Source organism: Wolbachia endosymbiont (group A) of Ancistrocerus nigricornis (assembly GCF_947250785.1).
In the GTDB taxonomy this organism is placed as follows: Bacteria; Pseudomonadota; Alphaproteobacteria; order Rickettsiales; family Anaplasmataceae; genus Wolbachia; species Wolbachia pipientis.
The window spans coordinates 624,966-647,330 of the sequence record NZ_OX366348.1; the positions used below are offsets into that span (position 1 = coordinate 624,966).

Annotated in this window: 23 protein-coding genes and 4 pseudogenes; 19 read left to right on the top strand and 8 right to left on the bottom strand. The window is 35.5% G+C overall.

The features are described from left to right. Positions 1-31 precede the first annotated feature (31 nt). The 16 genes and pseudogenes from OOK90_RS03090 to OOK90_RS03165 all read left to right on the top strand — a co-directional run. Positions 32-733: a hypothetical protein gene (locus OOK90_RS03090; protein ID WP_264706157.1), complete on the top strand. Its 702-nt coding sequence runs from the start codon at positions 32-34 to the stop codon at positions 731-733. Positions 734-749: 16 nt separating this feature from the next. Then, on the top strand, positions 750-2,678 hold the full coding sequence (locus OOK90_RS03095) for a DUF4815 domain-containing protein (RefSeq protein ID WP_190321279.1): 1,929 nt from the start codon (positions 750-752) through the stop codon (positions 2,676-2,678). Between the two features lie 9 nt (positions 2,679-2,687). Continuing rightward, positions 2,688-3,866: a hypothetical protein gene (locus OOK90_RS03100; RefSeq protein WP_070356855.1), complete on the top strand. Its 1,179-nt coding sequence runs from the start codon at positions 2,688-2,690 to the stop codon at positions 3,864-3,866. 4 nt (positions 3,867-3,870) lie between these two features. After that, complete coding sequence (locus OOK90_RS03105) at positions 3,871-4,065, top strand: hypothetical protein (protein ID WP_010962688.1); 195 nt, start codon at positions 3,871-3,873, stop codon at positions 4,063-4,065. Continuing rightward, positions 4,062-5,492, top strand: a complete 1,431-nt coding sequence (locus OOK90_RS03110; protein ID WP_022626305.1) for a hypothetical protein — start codon at positions 4,062-4,064, stop codon at positions 5,490-5,492. Before OOK90_RS03105 ends, OOK90_RS03110 begins: the two co-directional genes overlap by 4 nt. A gap of 6 nt (positions 5,493-5,498) precedes the next feature. Next, the gene (locus OOK90_RS03115) at positions 5,499-6,059 is read left to right on the top strand and encodes a hypothetical protein (RefSeq protein ID WP_155968663.1); all 561 of its coding nucleotides are present in this window, start codon (positions 5,499-5,501) and stop codon (positions 6,057-6,059) included. Beyond that, positions 6,052-7,239, top strand: coding sequence for a phage tail sheath subtilisin-like domain-containing protein (locus OOK90_RS03120; protein ID WP_174515985.1), 1,188 nt, complete (start codon positions 6,052-6,054; stop codon positions 7,237-7,239). Before OOK90_RS03115 ends, OOK90_RS03120 begins: the two co-directional genes overlap by 8 nt. Before the next feature lie 11 nt (positions 7,240-7,250). After that, positions 7,251-7,757 carry a phage major tail tube protein gene (locus tag OOK90_RS03125; protein ID WP_264706158.1) on the top strand — a complete coding sequence of 169 codons (507 nt, stop codon included), beginning with the start codon at positions 7,251-7,253 and terminating at the stop codon, positions 7,755-7,757. Positions 7,758-7,791: 34 nt separating this feature from the next. Next, the gene (locus OOK90_RS03130; RefSeq protein WP_264705694.1) at positions 7,792-8,046 is read left to right on the top strand and encodes a phage tail assembly protein; all 255 of its coding nucleotides are present in this window, start codon (positions 7,792-7,794) and stop codon (positions 8,044-8,046) included. A gap of 115 nt (positions 8,047-8,161) precedes the next feature. Beyond that, positions 8,162-10,453 carry a phage tail tape measure protein gene (locus OOK90_RS03135; protein WP_264705695.1) on the top strand — a complete coding sequence of 764 codons (2,292 nt, stop codon included), beginning with the start codon at positions 8,162-8,164 and terminating at the stop codon, positions 10,451-10,453. Then, positions 10,453-10,800, top strand: a complete 348-nt coding sequence (locus tag OOK90_RS03140) for a phage tail protein (protein ID WP_264705696.1) — start codon at positions 10,453-10,455, stop codon at positions 10,798-10,800. The genes OOK90_RS03135 and OOK90_RS03140 overlap by 1 nt, the downstream gene beginning before the upstream one ends. 2 nt (positions 10,801-10,802) lie before the next feature. Beyond that, positions 10,803-11,012: a tail protein X gene (locus tag OOK90_RS03145; protein ID WP_141456743.1), complete on the top strand. Its 210-nt coding sequence runs from the start codon at positions 10,803-10,805 to the stop codon at positions 11,010-11,012. Next, the gene (locus tag OOK90_RS03150) at positions 11,013-11,948 is read left to right on the top strand and encodes a phage late control D family protein (protein ID WP_141456742.1); all 936 of its coding nucleotides are present in this window, start codon (positions 11,013-11,015) and stop codon (positions 11,946-11,948) included. 58 nt (positions 11,949-12,006) lie between these two features. After that, positions 12,007-12,546, top strand: coding sequence for an ankyrin repeat domain-containing protein (locus OOK90_RS03155; RefSeq protein WP_264705697.1), 540 nt, complete (start codon positions 12,007-12,009; stop codon positions 12,544-12,546). 67 nt (positions 12,547-12,613) lie between these two features. Beyond that, positions 12,614-12,835 (top strand): hypothetical protein, encoded by a 222-nt coding sequence (locus OOK90_RS03160; protein ID WP_019236453.1) that lies wholly within the window; start codon positions 12,614-12,616, stop codon positions 12,833-12,835. A gap of 8 nt (positions 12,836-12,843) precedes the next feature. Next, positions 12,844-13,077 (top strand): annotated as a pseudogene (locus OOK90_RS03165) (patatin-like phospholipase family protein); the annotation flags it as partial. A gap of 10 nt (positions 13,078-13,087) precedes the next feature. On the opposite strand, the pseudogene OOK90_RS03170 reads toward OOK90_RS03165, so the two are convergent. The 3 genes and pseudogenes from OOK90_RS03170 to OOK90_RS03180 all read right to left on the bottom strand — a co-directional run. After that, positions 13,088-14,029: pseudogene (locus tag OOK90_RS03170) on the bottom strand (IS110 family RNA-guided transposase); the annotation flags it as partial. A gap of 23 nt (positions 14,030-14,052) precedes the next feature. Beyond that, a protein-coding gene (locus OOK90_RS03175) for an IS5-like element ISWpi1 family transposase (RefSeq protein ID WP_094189578.1) occupies positions 14,053-14,885 on the bottom strand; the annotation gives its coding sequence in 2 pieces (ribosomal slippage) (positions 14,053-14,516 and positions 14,516-14,885; 834 coding nt in all). Between the two features lie 57 nt (positions 14,886-14,942). Beyond that, positions 14,943-15,353, bottom strand: a pseudogene (locus OOK90_RS03180) (IS110 family transposase); the annotation flags it as partial. A gap of 276 nt (positions 15,354-15,629) precedes the next feature. Here OOK90_RS03180 and OOK90_RS03185 point away from each other — a divergent pair. Beyond that, positions 15,630-16,310, top strand: a pseudogene (locus tag OOK90_RS03185) (patatin-like phospholipase family protein); the annotation flags it as partial. After that, a complete protein-coding gene (locus OOK90_RS03190) occupies positions 16,295-16,921 on the top strand; it encodes a hypothetical protein (protein WP_264705698.1) in 627 nt (208 codons plus the stop codon). The pseudogene OOK90_RS03185 and the gene OOK90_RS03190, both read left to right, overlap by 16 nt. Positions 16,922-16,967: 46 nt before the next feature. On the opposite strand, the gene wmk is transcribed toward OOK90_RS03190, so the two are convergent. The 5 genes from wmk to OOK90_RS03215 form a co-directional block, all read right to left on the bottom strand. Then, positions 16,968-17,924 (bottom strand): WO male-killing family protein Wmk, encoded by a 957-nt coding sequence (gene wmk / locus OOK90_RS03195; protein WP_264705699.1) that lies wholly within the window; start codon positions 17,922-17,924, stop codon positions 16,968-16,970. A gap of 170 nt (positions 17,925-18,094) precedes the next feature. After that, positions 18,095-19,243, bottom strand: a complete 1,149-nt coding sequence (locus tag OOK90_RS03200; RefSeq protein ID WP_319803535.1) for a hypothetical protein — start codon at positions 19,241-19,243, stop codon at positions 18,095-18,097. Between the two features lie 331 nt (positions 19,244-19,574). Continuing rightward, the gene (locus tag OOK90_RS03205; RefSeq protein ID WP_264705700.1) at positions 19,575-20,243 is read right to left on the bottom strand and encodes a JAB domain-containing protein; all 669 of its coding nucleotides are present in this window, start codon (positions 20,241-20,243) and stop codon (positions 19,575-19,577) included. Positions 20,244-20,429: 186 nt separating this feature from the next. Continuing rightward, positions 20,430-20,702: a transcriptional regulator gene (locus OOK90_RS03210; protein WP_264705701.1), complete on the bottom strand. Its 273-nt coding sequence runs from the start codon at positions 20,700-20,702 to the stop codon at positions 20,430-20,432. Between the two features lie 35 nt (positions 20,703-20,737). Beyond that, positions 20,738-21,328: a helix-turn-helix domain-containing protein gene (locus tag OOK90_RS03215; RefSeq protein ID WP_264705702.1), complete on the bottom strand. Its 591-nt coding sequence runs from the start codon at positions 21,326-21,328 to the stop codon at positions 20,738-20,740. A gap of 137 nt (positions 21,329-21,465) precedes the next feature. On the opposite strand from OOK90_RS03215, the gene OOK90_RS03220 reads away from it, so the two are divergent. Then, positions 21,466-22,338, top strand: a complete 873-nt coding sequence (locus tag OOK90_RS03220) for an Rpn family recombination-promoting nuclease/putative transposase (RefSeq protein ID WP_264705703.1) — start codon at positions 21,466-21,468, stop codon at positions 22,336-22,338. Positions 22,339-22,365: the final 27 nt, after the last annotated feature.

A 22,365-nucleotide genomic window follows, 5' to 3' on the forward strand; every position in this document is an offset into this window, starting at 1 on the left:
TACATATATAATATAGGGGGCTTAATTAAAAATGTCAATACTCACACAGTCAGGAAGAGCAGCAATAGCAGCCAGCATCAAAAAGCAATCTATCCATCTTGCTTGGGGAACAGGTGATTCAAGTTGGGAAAGTAGCCACAAAGTAGAAAAAACTTTCGTTAAGGGTGAAATAAAATTTGATCATCAACCTATTTTTGATCGTCAACCTATTAAAGATGTGAAGGTTTTTACAGGGCAAACAACTTATCAGCCAAGTATTGACTATACAGTTAATGGCAGTACTGGTGTAATAAAACTTACGGAAAATAGCTCTATTCCAGTAAGTGATAAAGTTACTGTAGAGTATAGTGAAAGCACACCACCAGAGCTGATAACTTCTGAAAAACTGCTCAATGAACTTGGCAGACGTACTGCAGACGAAGTGCTATTCTGCACAGGTGATGAAAACGGTGAACTTATAACTCCATCTGGAAGGTTTAGGCCCTCAAATGTACCAACTAATAATCTCTATCTCAAATTTACTTTCGATTTCACGGATGCAGCAAATCAAGTAATCAGAGAGCTAGGGGTTATGGTTGGTACTAAAATAAAAGAAGAATTACCTGAAGGACAGAGATATTTTGAACCTCAAGATATAGAAGAACATGGGATTTTATTGATTTTGGAACATACCGTACCACTTATCAGAACTGCTGCAACTCGGGAAACTTTTTCATTTGTTGTAACTTTTTGAATTTTTCTAGCATTAAATGACTTTAAACGCCTATTATAACCGCTTTAATCCTGACAAAGAATACGAAAAAAGCTTGTTTCTAGCAGGAAGAGGTCTACAGTCTGCAGAACTAAACGAGACTCAGGAGTATGCTCTCTCTAAGATTAAAGGCATAGGCGATGCAATATTTCGTGATGGTGATGTTATAACAGGAAGCAATTGTATTATAGATAGAGAAACTGGTAAAGTTACACTTGAGGGAGGAAAAATCTATCTGCGCGGTGCAGTTAGAAAAGTTGAAAAAGAAGAATTTGTTATTCCACTGAGTACCACAGTTCGCATAGGTGTTTATTATGTAGAATCTACGATTACAGAACTTGAGGATGAAAACCTTCGTGATCCTGCTATTGGTACAAGAAATTATCAGGAAGTAGGAGCTGCAAGGCTTAAAGTTTCCACCATTTGGGGTTATCAAGCAGAAGGTCTTTCTCCACGTTTTTCTGAAGGAGAGTTTTATCCAATCTATAACATTGAAAATGGAGTATTAATAGAACATTCACCACCTCCACAAGCAAACATAGTAACTACTGCTCTTGCTCGTTATGACAAAGAAGCAAATGGTTCCTACGTCGTAAATGGTCTTGAAGTAATGTTCCTGCAAAAGGAAGAGGGAGAAGGAGGAAAAAAAATATTTGTGATTAATGAGGGCAAAGCTCATGTTGATGGCTATGAGATTGAACTTCCTCACAGTATTCGTGTTTCTTTTGATGAAGATCCGGATATAAAATCAGTTGAATCAGAACCACATACTTTTCAGCCAAATAGCCAAAGAGTAATGGAACTGAAGGTTAATGATTTTCCAATAAGTGAAATTAAAAAAGTAGATATAACTGTTCAGAAAACCATTACTGTTACTCATGGTTCATACTCTGGAGCTATTGATCCGATACCTGACTCTGCAGTACTTGAGATTATTCAAGTTAAACAAGGCAATGTTATTTATGAAAATAGTATAGATTACAAATTAAACGCAGGAAACGTTGATTGGTCATTACCAGGTAAAGAACCAGCTCCTGGAAGTAGTTATCAAATAACCTACCGCTGTCGTACTCATGTAAGCCCTGAAGATATAAGTGAACAGGGATGCAAAGTAAAAGGAGCAGTTGATAACAGCTTGGTTCTGATTGATTACACCTGGAAAATGCCCCGCTATGATTTAATTACTATCGATAGCAAAGGAGTGGTAAGAAGAATAAAAGGAATTTCTCACCCTTGGCGACCATCAATGCCTAGAGCGCCTAGTGGACAACTTTTGCTCTGCTACATTCATCAGACGTGGAAAAAAGGCGAAGGGGTAAAAATAGTGAATAATGCTATTCATGCTGTACCGATGAATGAGCTTGAAGCAATGAAAAAAGGAATAAATGATCTTTATGCGCTGGTTGCAGAGGAACGTCTACGCAATGATGCAAATTCAAGAGAACCTACCACCAAAAAAGGAGTATTTGTTGATTCATTCTTTGATGATGATATGCGCGATCAAGGAATTTTGCAGTCTGCAGCAATAGTAAATAAGGAACTAATTTTACCAATAGATGTAACGATTGCTGATATTGATGGAGGAGAAAAAACTTATTTGTTGCCATATGAACTTGAACCGGTACTGGAGCAGCTTTTACAGACCAAAGGAGAAAAGATCAATCCATATCAAGCTTTTGACCCAGTCCCGGCAAAAGTTACCATGAACAAAAATATAGATCACTGGACGGAGGTTACTACGAATTGGAAAAGTCCAGTAACCAGAGTGTTTAATGTTAAAGAAACAACAGAGCTGCTGTCAAGTACCTCATACGAAACTGAATTTATGCGAGAAGCAACTCAAAATTTTGAGATTGAAGGTTTTGCAACTGGTGAAAAGCTTAAGGAAGTAAAATTTGATGGCCTAAGCATTCAACCCATACCATAGAGGAAAAAAGTGGAAAATCAAGGACGAATAAGTGGAAAGATAAAAATCCCAGCAAACATTCCAGCAGGTACTAAATTAGTACAGTTTTATGGGGATAAAGGAAGCTATGGAGAGGCAACTTATACTGGTAAAAAAACTATTACCATAGAAGAAAGAAGAAGAGTGATCGCAGCAAGACGAGTTGATCCTTTAGCCCAAACATTTACGCTAAATGAGAGCAGACACATAGGAGGCGTGGAGCTATGGTTTGTAAATAAAGGCAAAAAACGTGTTGTTGTGCAGATTAGAGAAACAGCAGTGGGAATGCCCTCGCAGACTGTCATTGCTGAAAGCTATATTGAGCCAAAAGATATAAAGATAGATGGCACAGCAACACGTATAACTTGGTCTCCTGTCTGGTGTGAATCTAGCAGAGAATATGCAATAGTTTTGCTAACCGATGATGCAGATACAGCAGTAAAAATAGCAGAGCTTGGCAAATATGATGTAGTAAATAGCCGCTGGGTAACGAGTCAGCCATATCAAGTAGGAGTATTACTATCATCAAGTAATGCAAGTACCTGGACTCCGCATCAAAATTTAGATTTAACGTTTCGACTACTAGCTGCAAAATTTAGTGAAAATTCTCATGTTATTGATCTTGGTAAAGTCACTGCAAACAACGTATCAGATTTAATAGTTTTAACAAATGTTGAAAAAGTAGCATTTGATACCAATGTAGAATTTATCTTAACAGATGAAGAAGGGAAAGAAAACTTTTTGTCTGATAATTTGCCGCTCGCGCTGCGTGAAAGACTATCTGGAGAGTTAACAGTAAAGGCAAATTTAAAAGGTGCAAAAGAAAAAAGTCCTGTTCTCTATCCTGGGTTACAGCTAGTTCTAGGTAATCTTTCAGAGTCCGGAGATTATGTTACAAGGAGCATTACAGCAGGAGCTAACACTAAGATAACAATTACCTATGATGCGCTAATACCTGGCACTGCAGATGTTAAAGCATATGTGGAACAAAGCGTCAAAGGATGGCAATTAGTAAATTTAACATCAGGAAAACCTATTGGGGAAAATTGGGTGGAGAGAACTCATGTACTAACAAACTTTAATAGCAATGAAACAAGGGTAAAATTGGTTTTAAGTGGAACGGTTATTTATCGGCCAAAGGTAAAAAACTTGCGGGTTGTTATAACGTAAGAAAATGCCAAATGATGAAACGAGGCGCGGATATCCTTTGCCACACCCAGAGAATATTGCAGTGGAAGATGTAGTACGTATTCGCAGAGCTATAGAAAAAGTAGATGAGGATATGAGTAATAGAGAAAATAAACATAATCAACTTAAAAGTAATTTTGAACGATTTAGATTTGAAACTTTTTTGAATTTTTGGGAATGAAAGAAGCAATAGAAGCGTTACATCAAAGGATAAAGGATTTAGCAGTAAGTAGCACACCTGATCAACTGGCATATCTTGCAAAATCGCTGGAATTGATAGCAGATAAAAAAGCTATTTCTGATATTGCGCAAATGACTAAAGTAAAAGAAATAATTGATGCACTACAAAAGAGGCTTAAGGATTTAGCAGAAAACAGTACACCAGATCAATTAGCATATCTTGCTAAAGCATTGGAATCAATAATCGACAAAAGTGCAGTTTCTGAAATTGTACAGATGACAGATGGTAAGCTAAAAGAACTTCTTGATAGTGCAAAAAAACACTTAACTGATCTGGATAATAAAAAAGCTAGTTCTTTAGCAGTGATCTCTGAATCAGAGAAGCAGTTATTAAAGAGAATTGATGAAAAAGGAACAACAAATTTATCGCTACTTGATACGAGAAAGAATGCCAATATTGCAGCAATAAATAGCATTAGTAACAGTCATAAAGATGGTCTTAAAGGTTTAGTGAATAACTTCCGTACTGTTAATGATGTGCCAAGTGGCTCATCAATTATTAGGGAAATAGAAACTCGAATTGAAAACATCCTGAATGAGGTAAAAACTCGGGATGAACAGTTAAAAGCGTCTCTTATAAATGAAATAAGAAAGCGCAACATGGTTGAACCAGGGTCATTACCTTTCTTATTTGGTGTACTTGGCAGAAAAAATAATTATTTTGGCCACGGAACTTTTACGACAGAGCTTGGAAAGTGGAGTAGTGATATAACAAAAACTGACTATATGTTACAACTACTAGCAGGTAGCCATACGTACAATACAGATTACGTTAGTTTTTATCGGCCAAGACAACTAAGTTTTATAGAGGGAAGTAAAGGAACATTTATTTACGGAGAGTTATGCACAAAAAGTTTTTCGGGTAGTTATGATGAGATATACTATTACCCGTATGCTGCACTTGGAGTAGTATTTGTAAAAAATACAACCAATGTGAACATAAATAAGACAATGGAATTTGTTGGATCATCGTATTCGAGTACGGAGTATGGGGGAGCAGGATTATTTGTGGGAACTCCTGATAACACTAATTCTAATAAATCAAGTATTTCAAAAATAGTATGGAAAAATGTTTACCAATACACGAGTTCTGATAGCAAGTTAGCCGGATCTGGTAATGTGGAGATTCCAGCAGGAAAAACAGTTGCAATATTACTTTACACATCATCTTATCTGTATTCCAGAACACAAGTTAGTCAAGGTATGCTTGCATCAAATTATGTACACAACTATGGTCAATTTATTCAGTGGGGGATTTATAACATACGTAGCAATTTTCTCACCACAGGGCTTGAGGTAGATGTGGAAAGGACGCTCAGGGGTTGGCAATGTCCAGGATTATCTAACACGTATGAGATTTGGAGGTAACAAACAATGTCTATCTACATTAGATTTGAAAATGATAAACAAGTAGAAACAACAACACTTGAAAGCAAGCCAACTGAAAATGATTGGTATGAAGCACCAGAAGATTTTGATTGGCAAAAAAGCTATTGTTTAACAGAAGGAGGAAAAATTGCTCAGCGTACTAAAGAAGATATACAAAAGGAGTTACTGGATAATGCGAAGCTTTGTGCATTTGATAGTATGCGTTTCTATTATGATAATCATACTCACCAATATGCAGGTCATTCTCACCAAAAAGCTAAATCTTATGAGATTCAAGCGGAAGCCGCAAAAAGCATTCTAGCAGCACCAGAATCTATAGATGAAAAGGATAAAGAAATTATAGAACCTTTAGCAAAAGTCCGTGGTATTACGGTTATTGAAATGGCAAGAATAATTGAGGAAAAAGTGAAAAAAGCAGTAAAAGCAATAATTAAATGTGAAGAGCTTGAAGATTTAGCCAAAAGAAAGATTGAAGAAGCCAAAAGTGAAAATGAGCTACAGACTTTGCTAGATGATTTCAGGAAAAAAATACAAAGAAATGGCTGAAGAATTTTTACATGGCGTAAATGTTATTGAGGTAACCTCAGGAGCAAAGACAGTACGTACAGCTAAATCATCAGTGATAGGTGTAATTGGTACTGCACCTGAAGCAGATGAGCAAAAATTTCCGCTAAATAAACCAGTGTTAGTTGCAGGAAGCTTAAAGGAAGCAGCAAAGCTCGGAAAGAGTGGCAGTTTACCTTCTGCAATAAATGGAATATTTTCCCAGATTGGTGCAACAGTAGTAGTTATTCGAGTTAAAGAAAGTGAAAACAGCGATCCAAAGCTCAAAGAAAGTGAAACTATTCAAAGTATAATCGGTGGAGTTGATAAAGAGACTGGAGAATATCAAGGGATAGAGGCATTCCTCAGTAGTGAAAGTATAGTTCATGTTGCTCCAAGAATATTAATTGCACCTCAGTTTACTCATCAGTTACCTGAAATAGATGGAGTAAATCCAGTAGTGAGTGCTTTAATTTCCATAGCAGAAAAATTAAGAGCAATTATTGTTGCAGACGGACCAAATACTAATGATGAAGAAGCAATAAAATGGAGAAAAAGTGTAGGCAGCTCAAGAGTTTACGTAGTTGACCCATGGATTAAGTTATTTATTGAAGGAAAAGAAAAAATCTTGCCATCGAGTCCATTTGTAGCTGGTTTAATAGCTAAAATAGACAGCGAACAAGGCTTCTGGCATTCACCTTCAAATAAAGAGATAAATGGTATTGTTGGCACAAGCAGGCCTATTGATTTTAGCTTAGGTTATGCAAATTGTAGAGCAAACCACTTAAATGAAAATGAAGTAACAACGATAATTCATCAAAACGGCTATAGGCTTTGGGGAAATAGAACATGTTCAAATGACTCAAAATGGGCTTTTCTGTCAGTGAGAAGGACTGCAGATTTAATCAATGATAGTCTACTTCGAGCTCATTTATGGGCAGTTGATCGCAATATCACCAAAACTTATATAGATGATGTGATTGAGGGGGTGAATTCTTATTTGGCCAATTTAAAAGTACAAGGAGCGATTATTAGCGGAAAATGTTATGCAACTCCAGAGCTCAATACACCAACAAATATTGCAAGCGGGAAAGTATATTTTGATTTCGAATTTACACTACCATATCCGGCTGAGCAAATAACATTCAAATCTCATCTCGTAAATAATAGTGTAATAAGTTAGGAGAAAGCAAAGTGTTACCGAAAATACTGAGAAATTTTAACGTATTTGTTGATGGCCGGGGTTATGCAGGAAAAATAGATGAAATAACCTTGCCGAAGCTTACCATAAAAACCGAAGAGTACAGAGCTGGTGGTATGGATATTCCAATAAATATTGATATGGGCATGGAAAAGCTTGAAGCAGATTTCACTTTTTCTGAATACGATACAGAACTCTTTAGGCTATTTGGTCTAATAAATGGGAATTCAGTTTCTTTGACACTCAGAGGTGGAATGCAAGGGAGTGGTAGTAATGATATTGAAGCAGTAATAATCAATTTAAGAGGCATTTTTAAAGAATTTGATTTTGGTAACTGGAAACCTGCTGAAAAAGCAACGCTGAAGTGTACTGTAGCTGCTCATTACTATAAACTTACTATAGGTGGTAATGAATTAATAGAAATCGATGCTGAAAATATGATTAGAAAGATAAATGGTGTGGATCAGATGGCTTTGCTACAAACGGTTTTAGGCATATGAAAAGATTTCGAAATTTTATTTTAAGGAGGCAATAATGCACACTATAACACTAAACAACCCAATTACAGTTGATGGAATTTCTGTCTCAGAGTTATCGATGCGTGAACCTAAAGTAAGAGATTTACTTGCTATAGAACGCATAGAAGGCGAAGCTTTGAAAGAGGTAGCTTTAATTGCTAATCTAGCATCTGTGCCAAAAGAAGTAGTTGAAGATTTATGTATTAAAGATTATGTAGAAATACAAAAGGTACTAAAAGATTTTTTGTCGCCGCTGGAACAGAGGAGTTAAGATTCAATATTTTAAAACTTAGCTCAACAACAGGAAGTGGAATTGAGCAAATTATTAATATGAGTATAAAAGAGTTTCTAAAGTGGTTAGAAGTAAGTGAAGGAGTAACAAAAAAATGTCAATGCTTTCAATAAAGATCGGTGCAACGTTAGATGGCAGTTTTAATAGTGCAATGACAGGTAGTGCAGCAAAGCTTTCTAAGTTGGGTGATAGTATAAAGCAGCTTGATTCGTCAATGAAATCGGTTTCCAAATTTAAGCAACTAAATCATGATGCCCTTGAAGCTATGAAGAATTGGAAGGAAGCGGAGAAGAAAGCAAAAGAATCAGCCGCAGCAATTGCTAAAGAGAAGAAGGAAAAAAAAGAGCCAAGCAAAGCACTGAGAAATGAATTTGAAAAATTGAAAGCATCAGCATCAAAAGCAAAAGAGGCTTATATCAAAAAGAGAGATGCTCTTCACACATTAAATGAAGAAATCAGGAAAAGTGGAAAGGATGTCAAATCTTTAGTGAGAGATCAAACTAAACTTGGTTCATCTATTGAAGTACTAAAAGGAAAATACAGTAAATTAGGATCTGTAATACAAAAACAGCAAAATGCTTTGGCAAAAAAAGCGCATTATAGATCACAAGCAATGGAGACTATAGGACTAGGTCTTTCACTTGCAGCTCCAATTAAAGTTGCGATTGACTTTGAAAGTGCCATGGCTGATATTAAAAAGGTCGTAGACTTTACTTCTGGTACAAACGAAGCTGAAGAATTTGCTCAAAAATTGAAGAAATTATCCCGTGAAATACCATTAGCAGCTGCAGAGTTAGCACAAATAGCTGCAAGTGGTGGACAGCTTGGTATCAACAAAGGTAAGCTACTTGAATTTACCACAACAGTAGCTAAAATGGCCACAGCATTTGATATGTCTGCCGAACAAGCTGGTGATTCCATAGCTAAAATCGCTAACATTTATGGAATTGCAGTAGAGAAGATGGAAGGAGTTGGTGATGTTATAAATTACCTATCAGATAATACTGCAGCTAAGGCAAACGATATGATTGAAGCACTTGCTAGAGTGGGTGGTAATGCAAAACAATTTGGTTTAGATATTAATCAGACAAGTAGTTTAGTAAATGCCTTCGTTAGTTTAGGTAAACAACCTGAAAAAGTAGCAACTGCTGTCAATGCTCTGCTTTCTAAACTTCAAACTGCTGAAGGGCAAGGAAAAGAGTTCAAAGCAGCATTGGAATCGATAGGTATCACTGCAGAGGAAATGTCACAAAAGGTTGCTGAAAACGGGCAAAACGCTCTACTTTATTTTTTTGAAACTCTAGAAAAAGTAGATAGACAGGAACGTTCACAAATCCTTCTAAATCTCTTTGGTCAAGAATATCAAGATGATATTGCATTAATAGTTGGAAGTTTGGAAGAATATAAAAAAGCAATAGATTTTGTGGCTGATAAAGAAAAGTATAACAAATCTACGCAAAAGGAATTTAATAACCGTGCAAGTACTACAGCAAATAATTTGCAGCTACTTAAAAATACAATAGCAGAGCTAGGAATGAACTTAGGGTCAGTTATGCTACCTCCTTTAAATTGGATAAGTAAGATTTTGAGGTCTATATCTATAGGTATAGCTTGGTTCGCAGAGAAGTGTCCAATTTTGACCACAGGAGTTATGAGCATAATTTCAGCTCTTATTATTGGCAAGATTGCAGTGGTAGGTTTTGGTTATGCATTTGCATTGGCTGGAGGTGGAATATTAACTTTTAAGGCTATTTTACACGGAACACTTTTGCCAGTATTAACTTCGTTATCAGCTCGAGTAATTCCAGCAGTAATCATGGGACTGAAAGCCTTAACGTTAGCCGTGGTTACCAATCCTATAGGAGCTGCTGTTGCTGGACTATCAGTTGGTGCAGCGCTTGTAATCGCTAATTGGCAAAAGGTAAAGGACTTTTTCTCAAGTATCTGGAAATCAATTGCAAAACCTATAGAAAATTGGATTGGTTTGGGAAAATTGTTTAATGATAGTCCAATAAAAGCATTAGAGAAACCAGTAAAAGCAAAAATAGGCGGTACAACTAAGATAATCAGTAAAAATAATGTTTTTAGTAAAGGAAATCCTTTACTGCACAATAATGCTTTTAGTGGAATTTCGAATAGTAGAACGAATATGATTGAAAGTGCCAGTGTAATTACAGAAAAAGGTTCTGTAGCAGATAATTCAGAGAAAGTTTTAAAAGACTGTGAAAAGTGTGAACAAAAAATTTTCAATCAAACTTTTACATTTAATATAAGTATAAAAGCAGAACCTAACCAAGATGTACGTAGTCTTGCTGATGCAGTAATAAAAAGAATAAGAGAAAAATCGCGAGACGTTCTGTTTGATTCAATAGAACCAATTTACTAATGCTATCACTTGGTCAACATAAGCTTTCTCCAACAAGTGTAAGGTGCAGTAAAGAAAATCGTTGGAGTACAATTGAGTGCATTGGTAAAATACCTTCATTACAAAATATTGGCCAAGGCACAGAAAATATAGACTTAGAAGGAGTAATTTATTTCCATAATCTCAATGATTTAAATCAATTAAAAAGTATGAAAGAAGCAGAAGAACCACATACTTTAGTAGACAGTTTAGGTAATGTTTTAGGGAGGTTTGTGATTGTACGGATAGAGAAAAAACAAACATCATTTTTTCCTTGTGGATTACCAAAAAAGGTTGAGTTTAGTTTAAGTTTGAGGAGATTTAACTAAAAATGGCAACATATTACTGGAGTAAGGAAGGAGAGATGATAGATCTAATTTGCTGGAGGCATTATGGAGCAACTAGAGGAGTAGTGGAAGTAGTTTTAGAGGCTAATCCTGGTCTTGCAGAGTATAGTGGTTCTTTACCATCTGGGTTAAGGATTAAACTGCCTTTAATACAAGAGCAATTAAAAAAATCAAAGTTAAAAGTGTGGGAATAAATGAAACCTGAATTTAGCATTGAGGGAATAAAAGATCATGTAATATCAGTGCATCTTACTGATGAATCTGGTACTATAGATGATGTTGCAGAGGTATGTGTTGATTATGGTAATGAAAATGTAGAAATTCCAAATGAATTAAACATAGCACTAGGTTATAAGGAAATTGGAATCTTTCCAATGGGCATATATACAGTCAACGAAGTTACAATACAAAGTCCACCTAAGACTCTACTAATCAAAGCTCATGCAACAAATTTAAGAATATCTTTGAAGGCAAAAGTATCAAAAGAATGGCATCAAATTACCATAGAAAACTTAGTGAAAGAAATAGCTCAAAAACATGGATATGGACATAAAGTTGCTGAGGAATTTAAGAATGTATTAATACCCCACATTAATCAGGTAGATGAAAGTGATATAAGTCTGTTAACAAAGATTGCAACAGAGCGTGAAGCAATGGCAAAGTTAGCTGGTGGGTATATATTGTTTATTTCAAAGAATATGGCAAAATCAGCCACAGGAAGAGCTTTAGGAACAATGACTATTAGACCTCAAGACACAATTAATTGGAAAGTGCATTTTACCGTACGTGATAAGTATAATTCAGTAGTAGCAAAATGGCATAGCTATGAAAAGGGCGAAACTATTAAAGAAACAGTTGGTAGCAGTGAACCAAGTTATATTATGCTGGAACTTTACTCAAATGCAGAGTCAGCACTAAGTGCAGCAAATGCCAAATTAAAACAATTGAAGCGTAACAATGAAACTTTAGATATAACTATGCCTGGTAATCCGGAGTTATTCGCAGAAGCTAAACTTAGTCTTATAGGTTTTAATCAAGCGGTGGATGGTGAATGGATAATTAATAGAGCGGAGCATACTTTAAATAGCTCAGGTTATTTTACCATATTATCAGCATCTTTAAGTAAATGAAAACGATGTTAAGGAAAAATAAGTATATAGTCTGTTCAATGTAAAGAAACTACTGAATATGAGTCAACTGAAATGTAATGAAAAAGAAAAAATACATTTTGTATGGTTTATAATATTAATGGTATGTATTGTTATTACATATTGCTATCAAAAATCTAGAGCTAACTCCTATTATAGGAAAATATTACAGACAGCGGCTGAAAGCTGCAGTTATGAGGTTATTGAGCTTTTGGTAGGAAAAAATGTAGTATATGTTGATGAAATAGGGTCTTCTGGTTTAACACCTCTTGGCTATGCATCAAATTCAGGATGTCTAAAAGTTGTAAGATTTTTAGTGGATAAAGAAGCAAATATACATGTTACTAGTAAGTATGGAAGTACAGCACTACATAATGCTACACACTCGGGAAACTTAGAGGTTATCGAGTTTTTATTAGAGAAAGGAGCAAACCCTAATATCATAGATAATAACGGAAAGACACCAAGAGGAATTGCCGCACTAAGGTCAAGACACAATAAAGACAAGCCCTATGATCAAATAATAAAGCTACTTGCAGAAGCAGAGGACCGATACGAATCAACAAAAAGTAATCACTAAAGCTGTAAGTTTTCTATAATCTGTATATAAACTTCTAAAACTATCCATAACAAGTTAATATTTTCACATGAAAAAGCAAAAAATCCCAATAGCGGTAATAATAACAATAGTTCTACAGACTGTAGGATTCATATGGTGGTTGGCAAAACTTGACTTACGTGTACACATCCATGATAAATTTATAGAAAAAAACCAAGAACTAATCGAAATAGTCTATCGACTTGAAGAGAGAGTGAAAAACCTCACTGAAGAAGTCAACGAACTTGAAGCTATTCACAAACACAAATAAATTTTACAGTGAAAAAGTACATTTTATCTGTAGATGGAGGTGGCATTAGAGGGATAATACCTGCCATTATTCTTGCAGAAATTGAATCTAGGACAAAAAAGCCAATTTCCCAGATTTTTGATTTAATGGCAGGCACCTCAACCGGTGGGATTATTGTTGCTGGACTTTGTAAAAGCAATAAACTTCAATACTCTGCCAATGATTTGGTTGAACTTTACCAAGAGTATGGAGCATATATCTTCTAAGAAACTCCTAAGAACCTTCTTCATCTATCGGCTCCTCTTTCATTAGTATATAACCAAATTCCTTTGCTTTTTTAGTCAAATTTTTGACTACTCTCTCTTTGTAGAGTGTTTCATAATAGTTCATTCCTTTTTCTACATATTCTTGTCCATATTTTAGCATATTATAAAAAATACATGCTAATTTCCTTGCTGTAGCAGTGATCGCTTTTGGTATCCCTAGTCGCTTCTTTAACCTCCTGCAGTATGCACCAAGTGCAGTGTTGCTTCTTGATACACAATGAGCAGCAAGTCGCAAGGCAGTTGCAGCACGATTAACAACTTTACGAGTTCTTGTTCCAATAATTTTCCCTCCTGTAATTTTATTAGCAGGACTTAATCCGAGCCAGGAAGAAAAATGCTTTTCTGTCCTCCATTTATTGTGATTTATACCTGTTTCTGAAATGATAGCCTGTATACTTAATACATCAAGTCCTGGAACTCTAGTAAAATCCATCCCCGTTATTCGATATAAATCTTCATCTACGGCAAAATCTGGACTATTCTTCTGTTTTCTCTTTCGTGTCTTATTCAATGCCCTGTTCTCATTCGACTTTGTTTCAAATGTTTTATAGTAATTTTCTATACTTTTATCACATCCCGTTATTTGCTCTTGAAAAAAAGTATATGCTGCATATTCTTGTTTTAGCACAAACAAGTGTTCCTCTCTATAATCACCAGCTAACGCTTTTGCTATAGTAGACTGATCATTTTTTATTCGTGCATCCCTGAATTTAGCCAATTTCTCAGGATCTCTTTCGCCTTCAATTATAGCTTCAATGATTTTCATACCAGTTATCCCAGTAATATGACTAATAACCTTGTGTAATTGAATATTCATTTGAATTAGCGCTTTTTGCATACGTTGAGTATGTTTAGCTGCATTTTCAATTAGATTAGCACGTTGTCTAAGAGGTTGTCCGGAAACTAGTAAATTCAAGCATATTCCCTCTTTAACATAACCCTACTCATAGCTAGGTATATGAAATTCTCAGTGGATGTTGTGAGTAAATCATACTCCTTCGATAGCCTTCTATTCCTATTAACCCAAGCAAAAGTCCTTTCTACAACCCATCTTCTTGGCTGTACTTTAAACCCTTGTTCTCTTGTTGGTAGTAGCTCAGGTGGCGTATCTTTGTGCACCCAAAATCTACATGGAGGCCTTTTAACAATTTCAATATCTATGTCATATTCTTCCTTTATGTGATTCTTTAAATTTCTTCCTTGGTATCCCATGTCAGCCCACATTTTTTTAACTTTAGTATATTTTGTTCTCATATTGTTTAATGCTATTTTAATACCATCTCTATCATTTTCGTTAGCAGCGCCTACGTAACAACCTAGTATAAAACCCTGAGTGTCTGTAATTATATGCCTTTTTCTACCCTTTACTTTTTTACTTCCATCATAGCCTTTGATCCCCCCTTTTCTGTAGTCTTTACAGATTGACTATCTACTATACAGGCACTCGGCTGCTCATTCCTTCCTATTTTTCTTCTACTATATTTTGTAATTTCATAATTCATTTTCTCAAAAATTCCCTGCTTCTTCCATTGCCTGAACTGCTCATACACAGTCTTCCATAGCGGAAAATCATTTGGTAAATACCGCCATTGACACCCTGTACGCAATACATAGAAAATTGCTTCTAATATTTCTCTTTTGCTATACTTTGGCGGCCTTCCTCCTTTCTTGTATGATACTCTGAAGTGTTTTTCTATTCTTGCCCATTCCCTTTCGCTTAGATCTGTTGGATACTTTTTTCTCATCTTTACCCCGTACTAAAATTTCAGATATTATAGCCTTTTACTTGTTTCCGGACAACCTCTAACGTAACTACGCAGTACACACATTTGATTATCCGGTCTAAATGATCCTTGAAGCAGTCCATAGCTGTGCAATTGTTGCAGCCATTGACAATCTTGAACATCAGACTTTCTACCAGGCACATTTTTGACATGTCGCGCATTTACTAATTTTACTTCAAATTTATGTGATTCTAATATTTGAAATAAGGGAATCCAATATACTCCAGTTGACTCCATGGCTACAGTTCTAACCTGACACTTTTTTAACCACTTTGCTAAGTTGTGTAGATCTACTGTAAAGCACCCAAATTTTTGGATACGTTGTTCATCTCTTCCTTCAGGTACACATACATAATGTACAGTCGAGCCAATATCAATCCCTGCTGCATCAAGGTTTATTGTTTTTAATTTACTTTTTGCTTCTGCCATATAAAATCCCTCCTATATTATTATGATAAGAAGCACTTCAGCTTGGGACGGTTAGGTTATACAATCTTCTAAACGAGGTAGCCCAAAAAGAACTCCATCAATGGTTTTACCATTTCCCCCAAAACCATGCTTTCAAACGGGCATTTATAGCACCATTGATTGTTTCGGTTATAGCTGCAGAAGCGCTTCTTCATAACACTATACCCAAAGAACATAAAGTAAAGAGGGAGTTTCTTTTTGGTTTTACAGATTTTATCTGTTCTGGGCTTTCAATAATCATTTTGGAGAAAATCAATTGCTTCTTGGCTGAGTGGTTCTCAGTACTCGTATAGAAATATGGAATTTATTCTCAACAAATACTTTGGTGAAAGTACTATGGCCGATGTTGCGAGTAATCTACTGCTCACCAGTTATGACATTCACAATAGTTGTGAGTTTTTCTTCAAAAGTTGGAAAGAAGAAAACATTAAGTTGAAAGATGCACTCAGAGCTACAACAGCTGCCCCAACGTACTTTACACCAAAACGTCTAAAAATTAGCCAAACAGAGAGAGTGTTGATAGATGGCGGAGTGTTTGCTAATAATCCAGCGGCTTGTGCATATGCAAGTGGTAAGAGGTTATTTCCAAATGATGATACTCTACTGTTATCGATAGGTACTGGAAGAACAGATAGAAGTATAGCTAATTCAAGGAGATTTGGAAAAATAAGCTGGATAAAACCTTTGTTAAATGTGATGTTTGCCTCTGGATTGGACTGCGTAAATTATCAGATGAATCAAGTAATAGGCAATAGATACGTAAGAATACAATCGCAATTAAAAATAGCATCACCTGACATGGATAATATTACATCAAAAAATATCAAATCTCTTCAGCAAGAGGCAAAGGCAATGATAGAGGACAACCAGGAAGTAATAGATAGATTCTGCAATATTGAACGATGCCAAGCAAACTAAAGAAATTATACCACAAAGCAAAGAAAGGTTTAAAAAACATAATTTCGCCCAAAAAACATGCTAAGGGGCAAGAAGCTAAAACTTCAAACGATAAGCCAAAACCGCTCTCTGAAATTGTGATGAAACCTAGCCTATGCTCGAAAGTAACCTCTAAAGCAAAAAAAGATAAAAAAGGAATAAAAGAAAAAATAAAAAGCTTTAAAATAAAGAAAGCAAAACCCGTAGAAAAAGAGCTGAAAAAGGGTGACATATTCAAAAAAGGCTTCAAAAAGCTAAAAGGGAAAATAAAAAGCCTAAACCCCATAAAGTCCAAGAAAAACAAGATAATCGGGAGCAAAAGACTAGCATTTTTACTAACATCTGCTACAATCGTGGCAATTTTACCAACATTCAGTTTAGCTCCCTTGCCAGCATTAGCGGTAACTTCTGCATGTGTTTTCAGTATAAACTTTATCGCAGTCAAAACATTGAAGAAGTTTATCAAACAACGCAAATTAGCAGCAGAATCTAAAGAAGTAGCCGAACCAAACAAGCCGGAAGAGGAAATTCAAGATGTATCGGTTGAACCGGTAAAAGAAAAAGCCGCAAGCAAAACTTCAGAGAAATCTTAAATAGATTAACTATTTTCATCTATATCATAATATATTATATAAATTATCATAGTTTTAATTCCGTTGGGAGCGTAAGTTGCGCAATTTCCTCAACAGTCAAGCTAGTTATTGAAGAAATAGCATCAGCAGAAACACCTAGTATAAGTAGATTATTTGCTACTTTGATTCCCTCTATTTTATCAATCTTTTCTTTATAAATTCGCTTTCTTTGCAATAAAAATTCTACCCATATATCCAGTTCATCTTGTGATTCTTGATTGTTAATTTTTTTTAACTCTCTCGCCCAGCTTAATAGCTCTTTTTCTCCTTCACTATCTGTATCTTCGTCTTCACAACAGTTTTCTTCCGCTACCAGATCTTCAGCATTCACTGATAATTTTCTTGCTATTTCCCATAACCTCTCACCGAACATGGTGCTTCCTTGTTCATAGTAATGTATCTGTGGACCTCCTATACCAAGCTCCTTCGCTAATTCCTCTTGAGTATATCCCCGTATTATCCTCCACTTTTTCATTCCATCCCTCTTGTTGGAACGCTTAGAACTTTTTTCTTCTTTATTTTCATATTCATCAACTGATAAGCCTGTTGCTCGGTAGATAATATCAGCATCAAATTCTAACTTGAGCATATTTTTTGCCATTCTTATTCTTGCTGCTTTTATAGCACTTTCTTCCTCAGCTCGGATAGATTTGGTTAATGCGTAGATTGCCTTGCTTCCCCTTGTTTTTTCTATGAAATTGGACATCCATTGAGTCTTATCACAACAACGATTTTCTTTGAGTACTTTTTGTCTAGGAAGTAGATCACTAAAACTAACTGATAATGCGTCTGCTATTGTTTGTAACTCTTCATCTGGAATGCCACATACCCCTAGTTCATATCTTCGCAGCGTATGATAGTTTATACCTGTTTTGCCTGCTAAGTCTTTTACGGTATATTTTCTTTTTAACCTCCAGCTTCTTACTTTTTGCGCTATTTTGTATCTTATAGAGATATTTGCCATGCCGCAACGGTTTTACGGAAATAAACATGTATACCCTGTTAATAGGCTTTTTGCTATAACCTACTTTGTCAAAAGATTAAATTTAGCTTATGTTTATTGGAAGAGCTCGGCTTGGACTGCGATTTATATAAAGCTTTTACGCAGTCCAATTTGAGAAGGAAGTCCTTTGTTTAACGTTTCCTAAATGCTTCTTGGCTACCTCCACATGCCCTATTTACCCACGACAGTGTTTCACTTGAGTGATCCGCCCTTATCTCCTCTTTGACTGTCGTTCCCCCAAAGAGGCAACCTTTTCCTATTATTTCACCTCTTTTTTGTAGTTCAGACCACATTTCTGTATCTGCTACTCTTACCTGTACTTGGTGGTCGTTTTCTGCTTTGTGGTACAGTATAACTCTTAGTCCACCAATGCTTGTTGGAAATGTTACCTCAAAAACGCTATTGTCCGATATATCAGTGTAATTTCTCTCACCTCCTTTCTCGTTTTTGACTTCAAATTCTCTATTGCCTATTTTTATGATGTTACATCTGTTTAGACCTAAGCCTTCTATTACTTTTGCAGGCTCTACTGTGCTACCCTCAGAAAATTCCGTATACGATGTTGTATTGTCTATTTCCACATCTATTACAGCTCCTTTTTGAACAGCACTTTCACCGACTTTCCTCAGTTCTTCAAGTTGCTTGTCTAGCTGTGGCTGCACCTCTTTTTGCAGTTCGTTATAAGTTTCACCTACCAGCTCATTCTGCAATAGCCTGTCATGAAACTCTGCACCCTTCAGCATTAATTCACGCATTATTTTTTTTAGTTCACCTTTTTTGACTTTGTGAAAATGTGTGCCTAATATCACATACTCGGAAAAACTCCATTCTCCTTCATGACATGCATTTATCCTTATTCCAGCAGATAGAGCTTGATCCACAACCTTATGCATCTCTTTTGGGCTGCCTGCTTTTACCACTGCACTTTTAAACCAGCTCAACTTTTTATTTTCCCTTGCACTTAGCTTTATTTTTTGCAGGCCTGAGGCAAATGGATTTAACCCCTCTGGATAATCTTCTTGATTACTTGCTGGTTTTGTGCCATAAATACGGTCAAGTCCTTCTTCGAAGTTTATTTGGTTTTCGCGACCATCTCTACTAGGGGAAGGCATTGTACCTCCAGGATTCTGGTTATTAATTTTGCTCACAAAGTTAGACGGTTGTATATCAATGCCCTCAAGAGCACTAAATATTTTGCCCAATAACTTGCGGTTAATATTGAACTTACGATTCTTTTTATTTGGGTCTTTTCGAACCATTGTAATTTTTTTACTAGCCATATAAGCCTCCTATATTAAGCATATTATCTAAGTCTATAGCGCAATTTATTGCTTTACTATTAACTTAATATACAAATATTAGAAAGATCTTGTATGGTTTGCAACTATTTATAACAAAAGAATAGAGCTTTTTGGGCTTTTATTCGTTTATTATAACTTAATATGCAAGTTATACAAAGATCTTGTATGTTTTACAACTTTTGTTATGTCTTTTTCCAAATCTCAGCTATAGAAATACGCTTTTCTTAAAGCACTTATATTCATATTTCGTATTGTTTCCACTAGCAGTGGTAGCCAAACTTCCCAAACCTGAAAAATTTGGCATCCATCTTTATAACAGCTCTCTTTCCTTAAAGCTGCAATATCCTTTGTCCGTCACAATAATGTGATCCTCTAGCTCAATTCCCACCCCTTGACATGCTGACACTAATTCTCTAGTCATAACTTTATCATCTTCTGATGGTTCTAAACTCCCTCCTGGATGGTTGTGAGCTAATATTATCGATGCTGCCTCCATTGATAATGCCTTTTTTACCACTTTCCTTTCAGATAGGTGCACCTCATCTATTGTACCAAAATACACTTCGTCTCTTATCAAACGGTACTGTGTATCCAAATATATTATCTGGACAGCTTCTTTTGCTGAAAAGCCTATACTTACCCTTACATATTCTATGAGCTTTTCTTGGCTATCCATTACAGGGCCTCTCTTTAACCCTTCTCTTAGTGCCCTCTTGTAAGCTTCTTTAACACATTCAATTGCTGCGGCTGCATGTTCAGTCATTCCGTCTATTATTTTCAGGTCATCGATTTCTCGCCCTAAAATTTCTCCTATTCCTGGGCAATTATCCATTAAAGTTTTAGTCACATCTTGTGCTTGCTTTCTGTCATGAACTGCTCCTAGAAGCACTGCCACTATTTCGCGATCAAATAGAGCACTTCCTCCTCCGCTTTGTAGTACTCTCTCTATTTCTTCTGTAAGTTTTTCACTATTATTCATAAAATATACTCCTCGTTAATAACAAATTGTTTTTAATTGTTTACTGCTACTTTTTTAGCAGTCTTGGCATAAAGCCATAGCTTCCGAGTGAAGTCAAATCAATTTTTAAATCTTTTTTACTTATTTTTTCATCAAAATATTAAGATACTAACAGATACTTATTTTATCTAATTGAAAATTAATTCTTTATGTAAAAGAAGTTGTTACTATTTTAGGAATAACATCAGTAGAAAAACCTAACTGAAGTAAATTATTTACAACTTTCATTCCCTCTATTTTATTAATCTTCTCTTTGTAAATTTGCTTTCTTTGCAATAAAAATTCTACCCATATATTTAGCTCATCTCGTGATTCTTGATTGTCAATTTTTCTATATTCTCTTGCCAAACTTAATAATTCATTTTCTCCTTCACCATCTTCATAATTATCTTCTTCCTTTATCAGATCTTCAGCATTCACTGATGATTCTTTTGCTATTTCCCATAACCTTTCACTTAAAATAGTCTTGTTCGTAGTGATGTATCTGTGAGGGTCATATATCTAGCTTTTTTGCTTTGCGTATATCCCCTTATTATTCTCCACTTTTTTATCTCTTGTCCTCCGTTTGGCTCGTGTCTCTCTTTATCAGCATATTCTTCAGTTGATAAGCCTGTTGCTCGATAGATAATCTCAGTATCAAACCCCGCCTTAACTAGATTCTTTGCAATTCTTATTCTTGCTGCTTTTACATTACTTTCTTCCTCAGCTCGGATAGATTTGGTTAATGCGTAAATTGCTTTGCGTCCTCCTGTTTTTTCTATGAAATTATACATTTCCTGGCTCCTAGCTTCGTCAAAACAACTGTTTTCTTTTAGTACTTTTCGTCTTGGAAAGAGATTTCTAATAGGGATTGATAACGACTCTGCTATGATTTTTAACTTTTCAACTGGAATACCACATGTTCCTTGCTCATATCTTAGCAGCGTGTGATAGTTTATGCTTGTTTTGTCTACTAAGTCTTTCAGAGTATATTTTCGCTTTAACCTCCAGATCCTTACTTTTTGCGCTATTTGGTACCTTATGGAAACAGTAGTATGCTTTGCCATACAGAAATAGATATTATATAGGTTAATACTACCAAATAAAGATATACAAAAGGGATGCTTCTTTCTATGTTTGAATTTTAGTTGAATATTTCTTCACGATTGTGTACAATTATTAATACTTTTTAAGTGAATTTCCTATGGCTCTTTCGAAGTTCCTCGATCCTAAAAATGATATATCGTTCAAGCGTATCTTTGGTACTGAAAAAAATAAGGATATTCTCATTCACTTCCTCAATGACATCCTTGGCTTCACCGGAAAAAGTGCAATAAAGGGTATAGAGTTTTTAAGTACTATTCAAGACCCTGATATTGCCTCTAAAAAACAAAGCATTGTTGATGTTCTTTGTAGAGACGAAAGTGGGCTACAAGTGATAGTCGAAATGCAGGTCGCTAAAACCAAAGGCTTCGAAAAACGTGCCCAATACTACGCTGCTAAAGCTTATTCAAGACAAGCTAGTAAGGGTGATCAATACCATGACCTTAAGGAAATTATCTTTATTGCTATAGCAGATTGTATTTTATTTCCTGATAAGTCTGAGTATAAATCAAAACATACTATTAGAGATGAAGACACTAATGAACATGATTTGAAAGATTTTTACTTTATATTTATTGAATTACCTAAATTTACAAAAACGAAGGAAGATCAGCTTTCAAGTATTGTTGAGAAATGGATCTACTTCTTTAGATATGCAGATGAAACTAGTGAAGAAGAGCTAGAAAGAATAATAGGAAGTGATCTAATAATTAAAAGAGCTTATGAAGAACTAAATAGATTCAACTGGTCTGAAAAAGAATTTATTGCCTATGAACAAGAGATCAAGCGTATTCGTGATGAACAGGCTGTCCTCGCTCAAAAACTCGATGATGCTACTCATAAAGGTAGACTAGAAGGTAGACTAGAAGAAAAAATCGAAGTGGCTAAAAACTCACTCAAAGCCGGTGTTCCTATTGATGTTATCTCTAAAATCACTGACCTTCCTTTCAATGAGATCGAAAAGTTAAGGTAGCCTAAAATTCCTATCCTGAGTTACATG

Excerpts from the sequence above, each read along its gene's own strand:
- OOK90_RS03130 (WP_264705694.1), top strand. The coding sequence starts at position 7,792 with ATGCACACTATAACACTAAACAACCCAATTACAGTTGATGGAATTTCT.
- OOK90_RS03160 (WP_019236453.1), top strand. The coding sequence starts at position 12,614 with ATGAAAAAGCAAAAAATCCCAATAGCGGTAATAATAACAATAGTTCTA.
- OOK90_RS03205 (WP_264705700.1), bottom strand. The coding sequence starts at position 20,243 with ATGAATAATAGTGAAAAACTTACAGAAGAAATAGAGAGAGTACTACAA.
- OOK90_RS03155 (WP_264705697.1), top strand. The coding sequence starts at position 12,007 with ATGAGTCAACTGAAATGTAATGAAAAAGAAAAAATACATTTTGTATGG.
- OOK90_RS03215 (WP_264705702.1), bottom strand. The coding sequence starts at position 21,328 with ATGGCAAAGCATACTACTGTTTCCATAAGGTACCAAATAGCGCAAAAA.
- OOK90_RS03190 (WP_264705698.1), top strand. The coding sequence starts at position 16,295 with ATGCCAAGCAAACTAAAGAAATTATACCACAAAGCAAAGAAAGGTTTA.
- OOK90_RS03150 (WP_141456742.1), top strand. The coding sequence starts at position 11,013 with ATGAAACCTGAATTTAGCATTGAGGGAATAAAAGATCATGTAATATCA.
- wmk (WP_264705699.1), bottom strand. The coding sequence starts at position 17,924 with ATGGCAAATATCTCTATAAGATACAAAATAGCGCAAAAAGTAAGAAGC.
- OOK90_RS03090 (WP_264706157.1), top strand. The coding sequence starts at position 32 with ATGTCAATACTCACACAGTCAGGAAGAGCAGCAATAGCAGCCAGCATC.
- OOK90_RS03110 (WP_022626305.1), top strand. The coding sequence starts at position 4,062 with ATGAAAGAAGCAATAGAAGCGTTACATCAAAGGATAAAGGATTTAGCA.
- OOK90_RS03140 (WP_264705696.1), top strand. The coding sequence starts at position 10,453 with ATGCTATCACTTGGTCAACATAAGCTTTCTCCAACAAGTGTAAGGTGC.
- OOK90_RS03145 (WP_141456743.1), top strand. The coding sequence starts at position 10,803 with ATGGCAACATATTACTGGAGTAAGGAAGGAGAGATGATAGATCTAATT.
- OOK90_RS03115 (WP_155968663.1), top strand. The coding sequence starts at position 5,499 with ATGTCTATCTACATTAGATTTGAAAATGATAAACAAGTAGAAACAACA.
- OOK90_RS03220 (WP_264705703.1), top strand. The coding sequence starts at position 21,466 with ATGGCTCTTTCGAAGTTCCTCGATCCTAAAAATGATATATCGTTCAAG.
- OOK90_RS03135 (WP_264705695.1), top strand. The coding sequence starts at position 8,162 with ATGTCAATGCTTTCAATAAAGATCGGTGCAACGTTAGATGGCAGTTTT.
- OOK90_RS03120 (WP_174515985.1), top strand. The coding sequence starts at position 6,052 with ATGGCTGAAGAATTTTTACATGGCGTAAATGTTATTGAGGTAACCTCA.
- OOK90_RS03105 (WP_010962688.1), top strand. The coding sequence starts at position 3,871 with ATGCCAAATGATGAAACGAGGCGCGGATATCCTTTGCCACACCCAGAG.
- OOK90_RS03095 (WP_190321279.1), top strand. The coding sequence starts at position 750 with ATGACTTTAAACGCCTATTATAACCGCTTTAATCCTGACAAAGAATAC.
- OOK90_RS03200 (WP_319803535.1), bottom strand. The coding sequence starts at position 19,243 with ATGGCTAGTAAAAAAATTACAATGGTTCGAAAAGACCCAAATAAAAAG.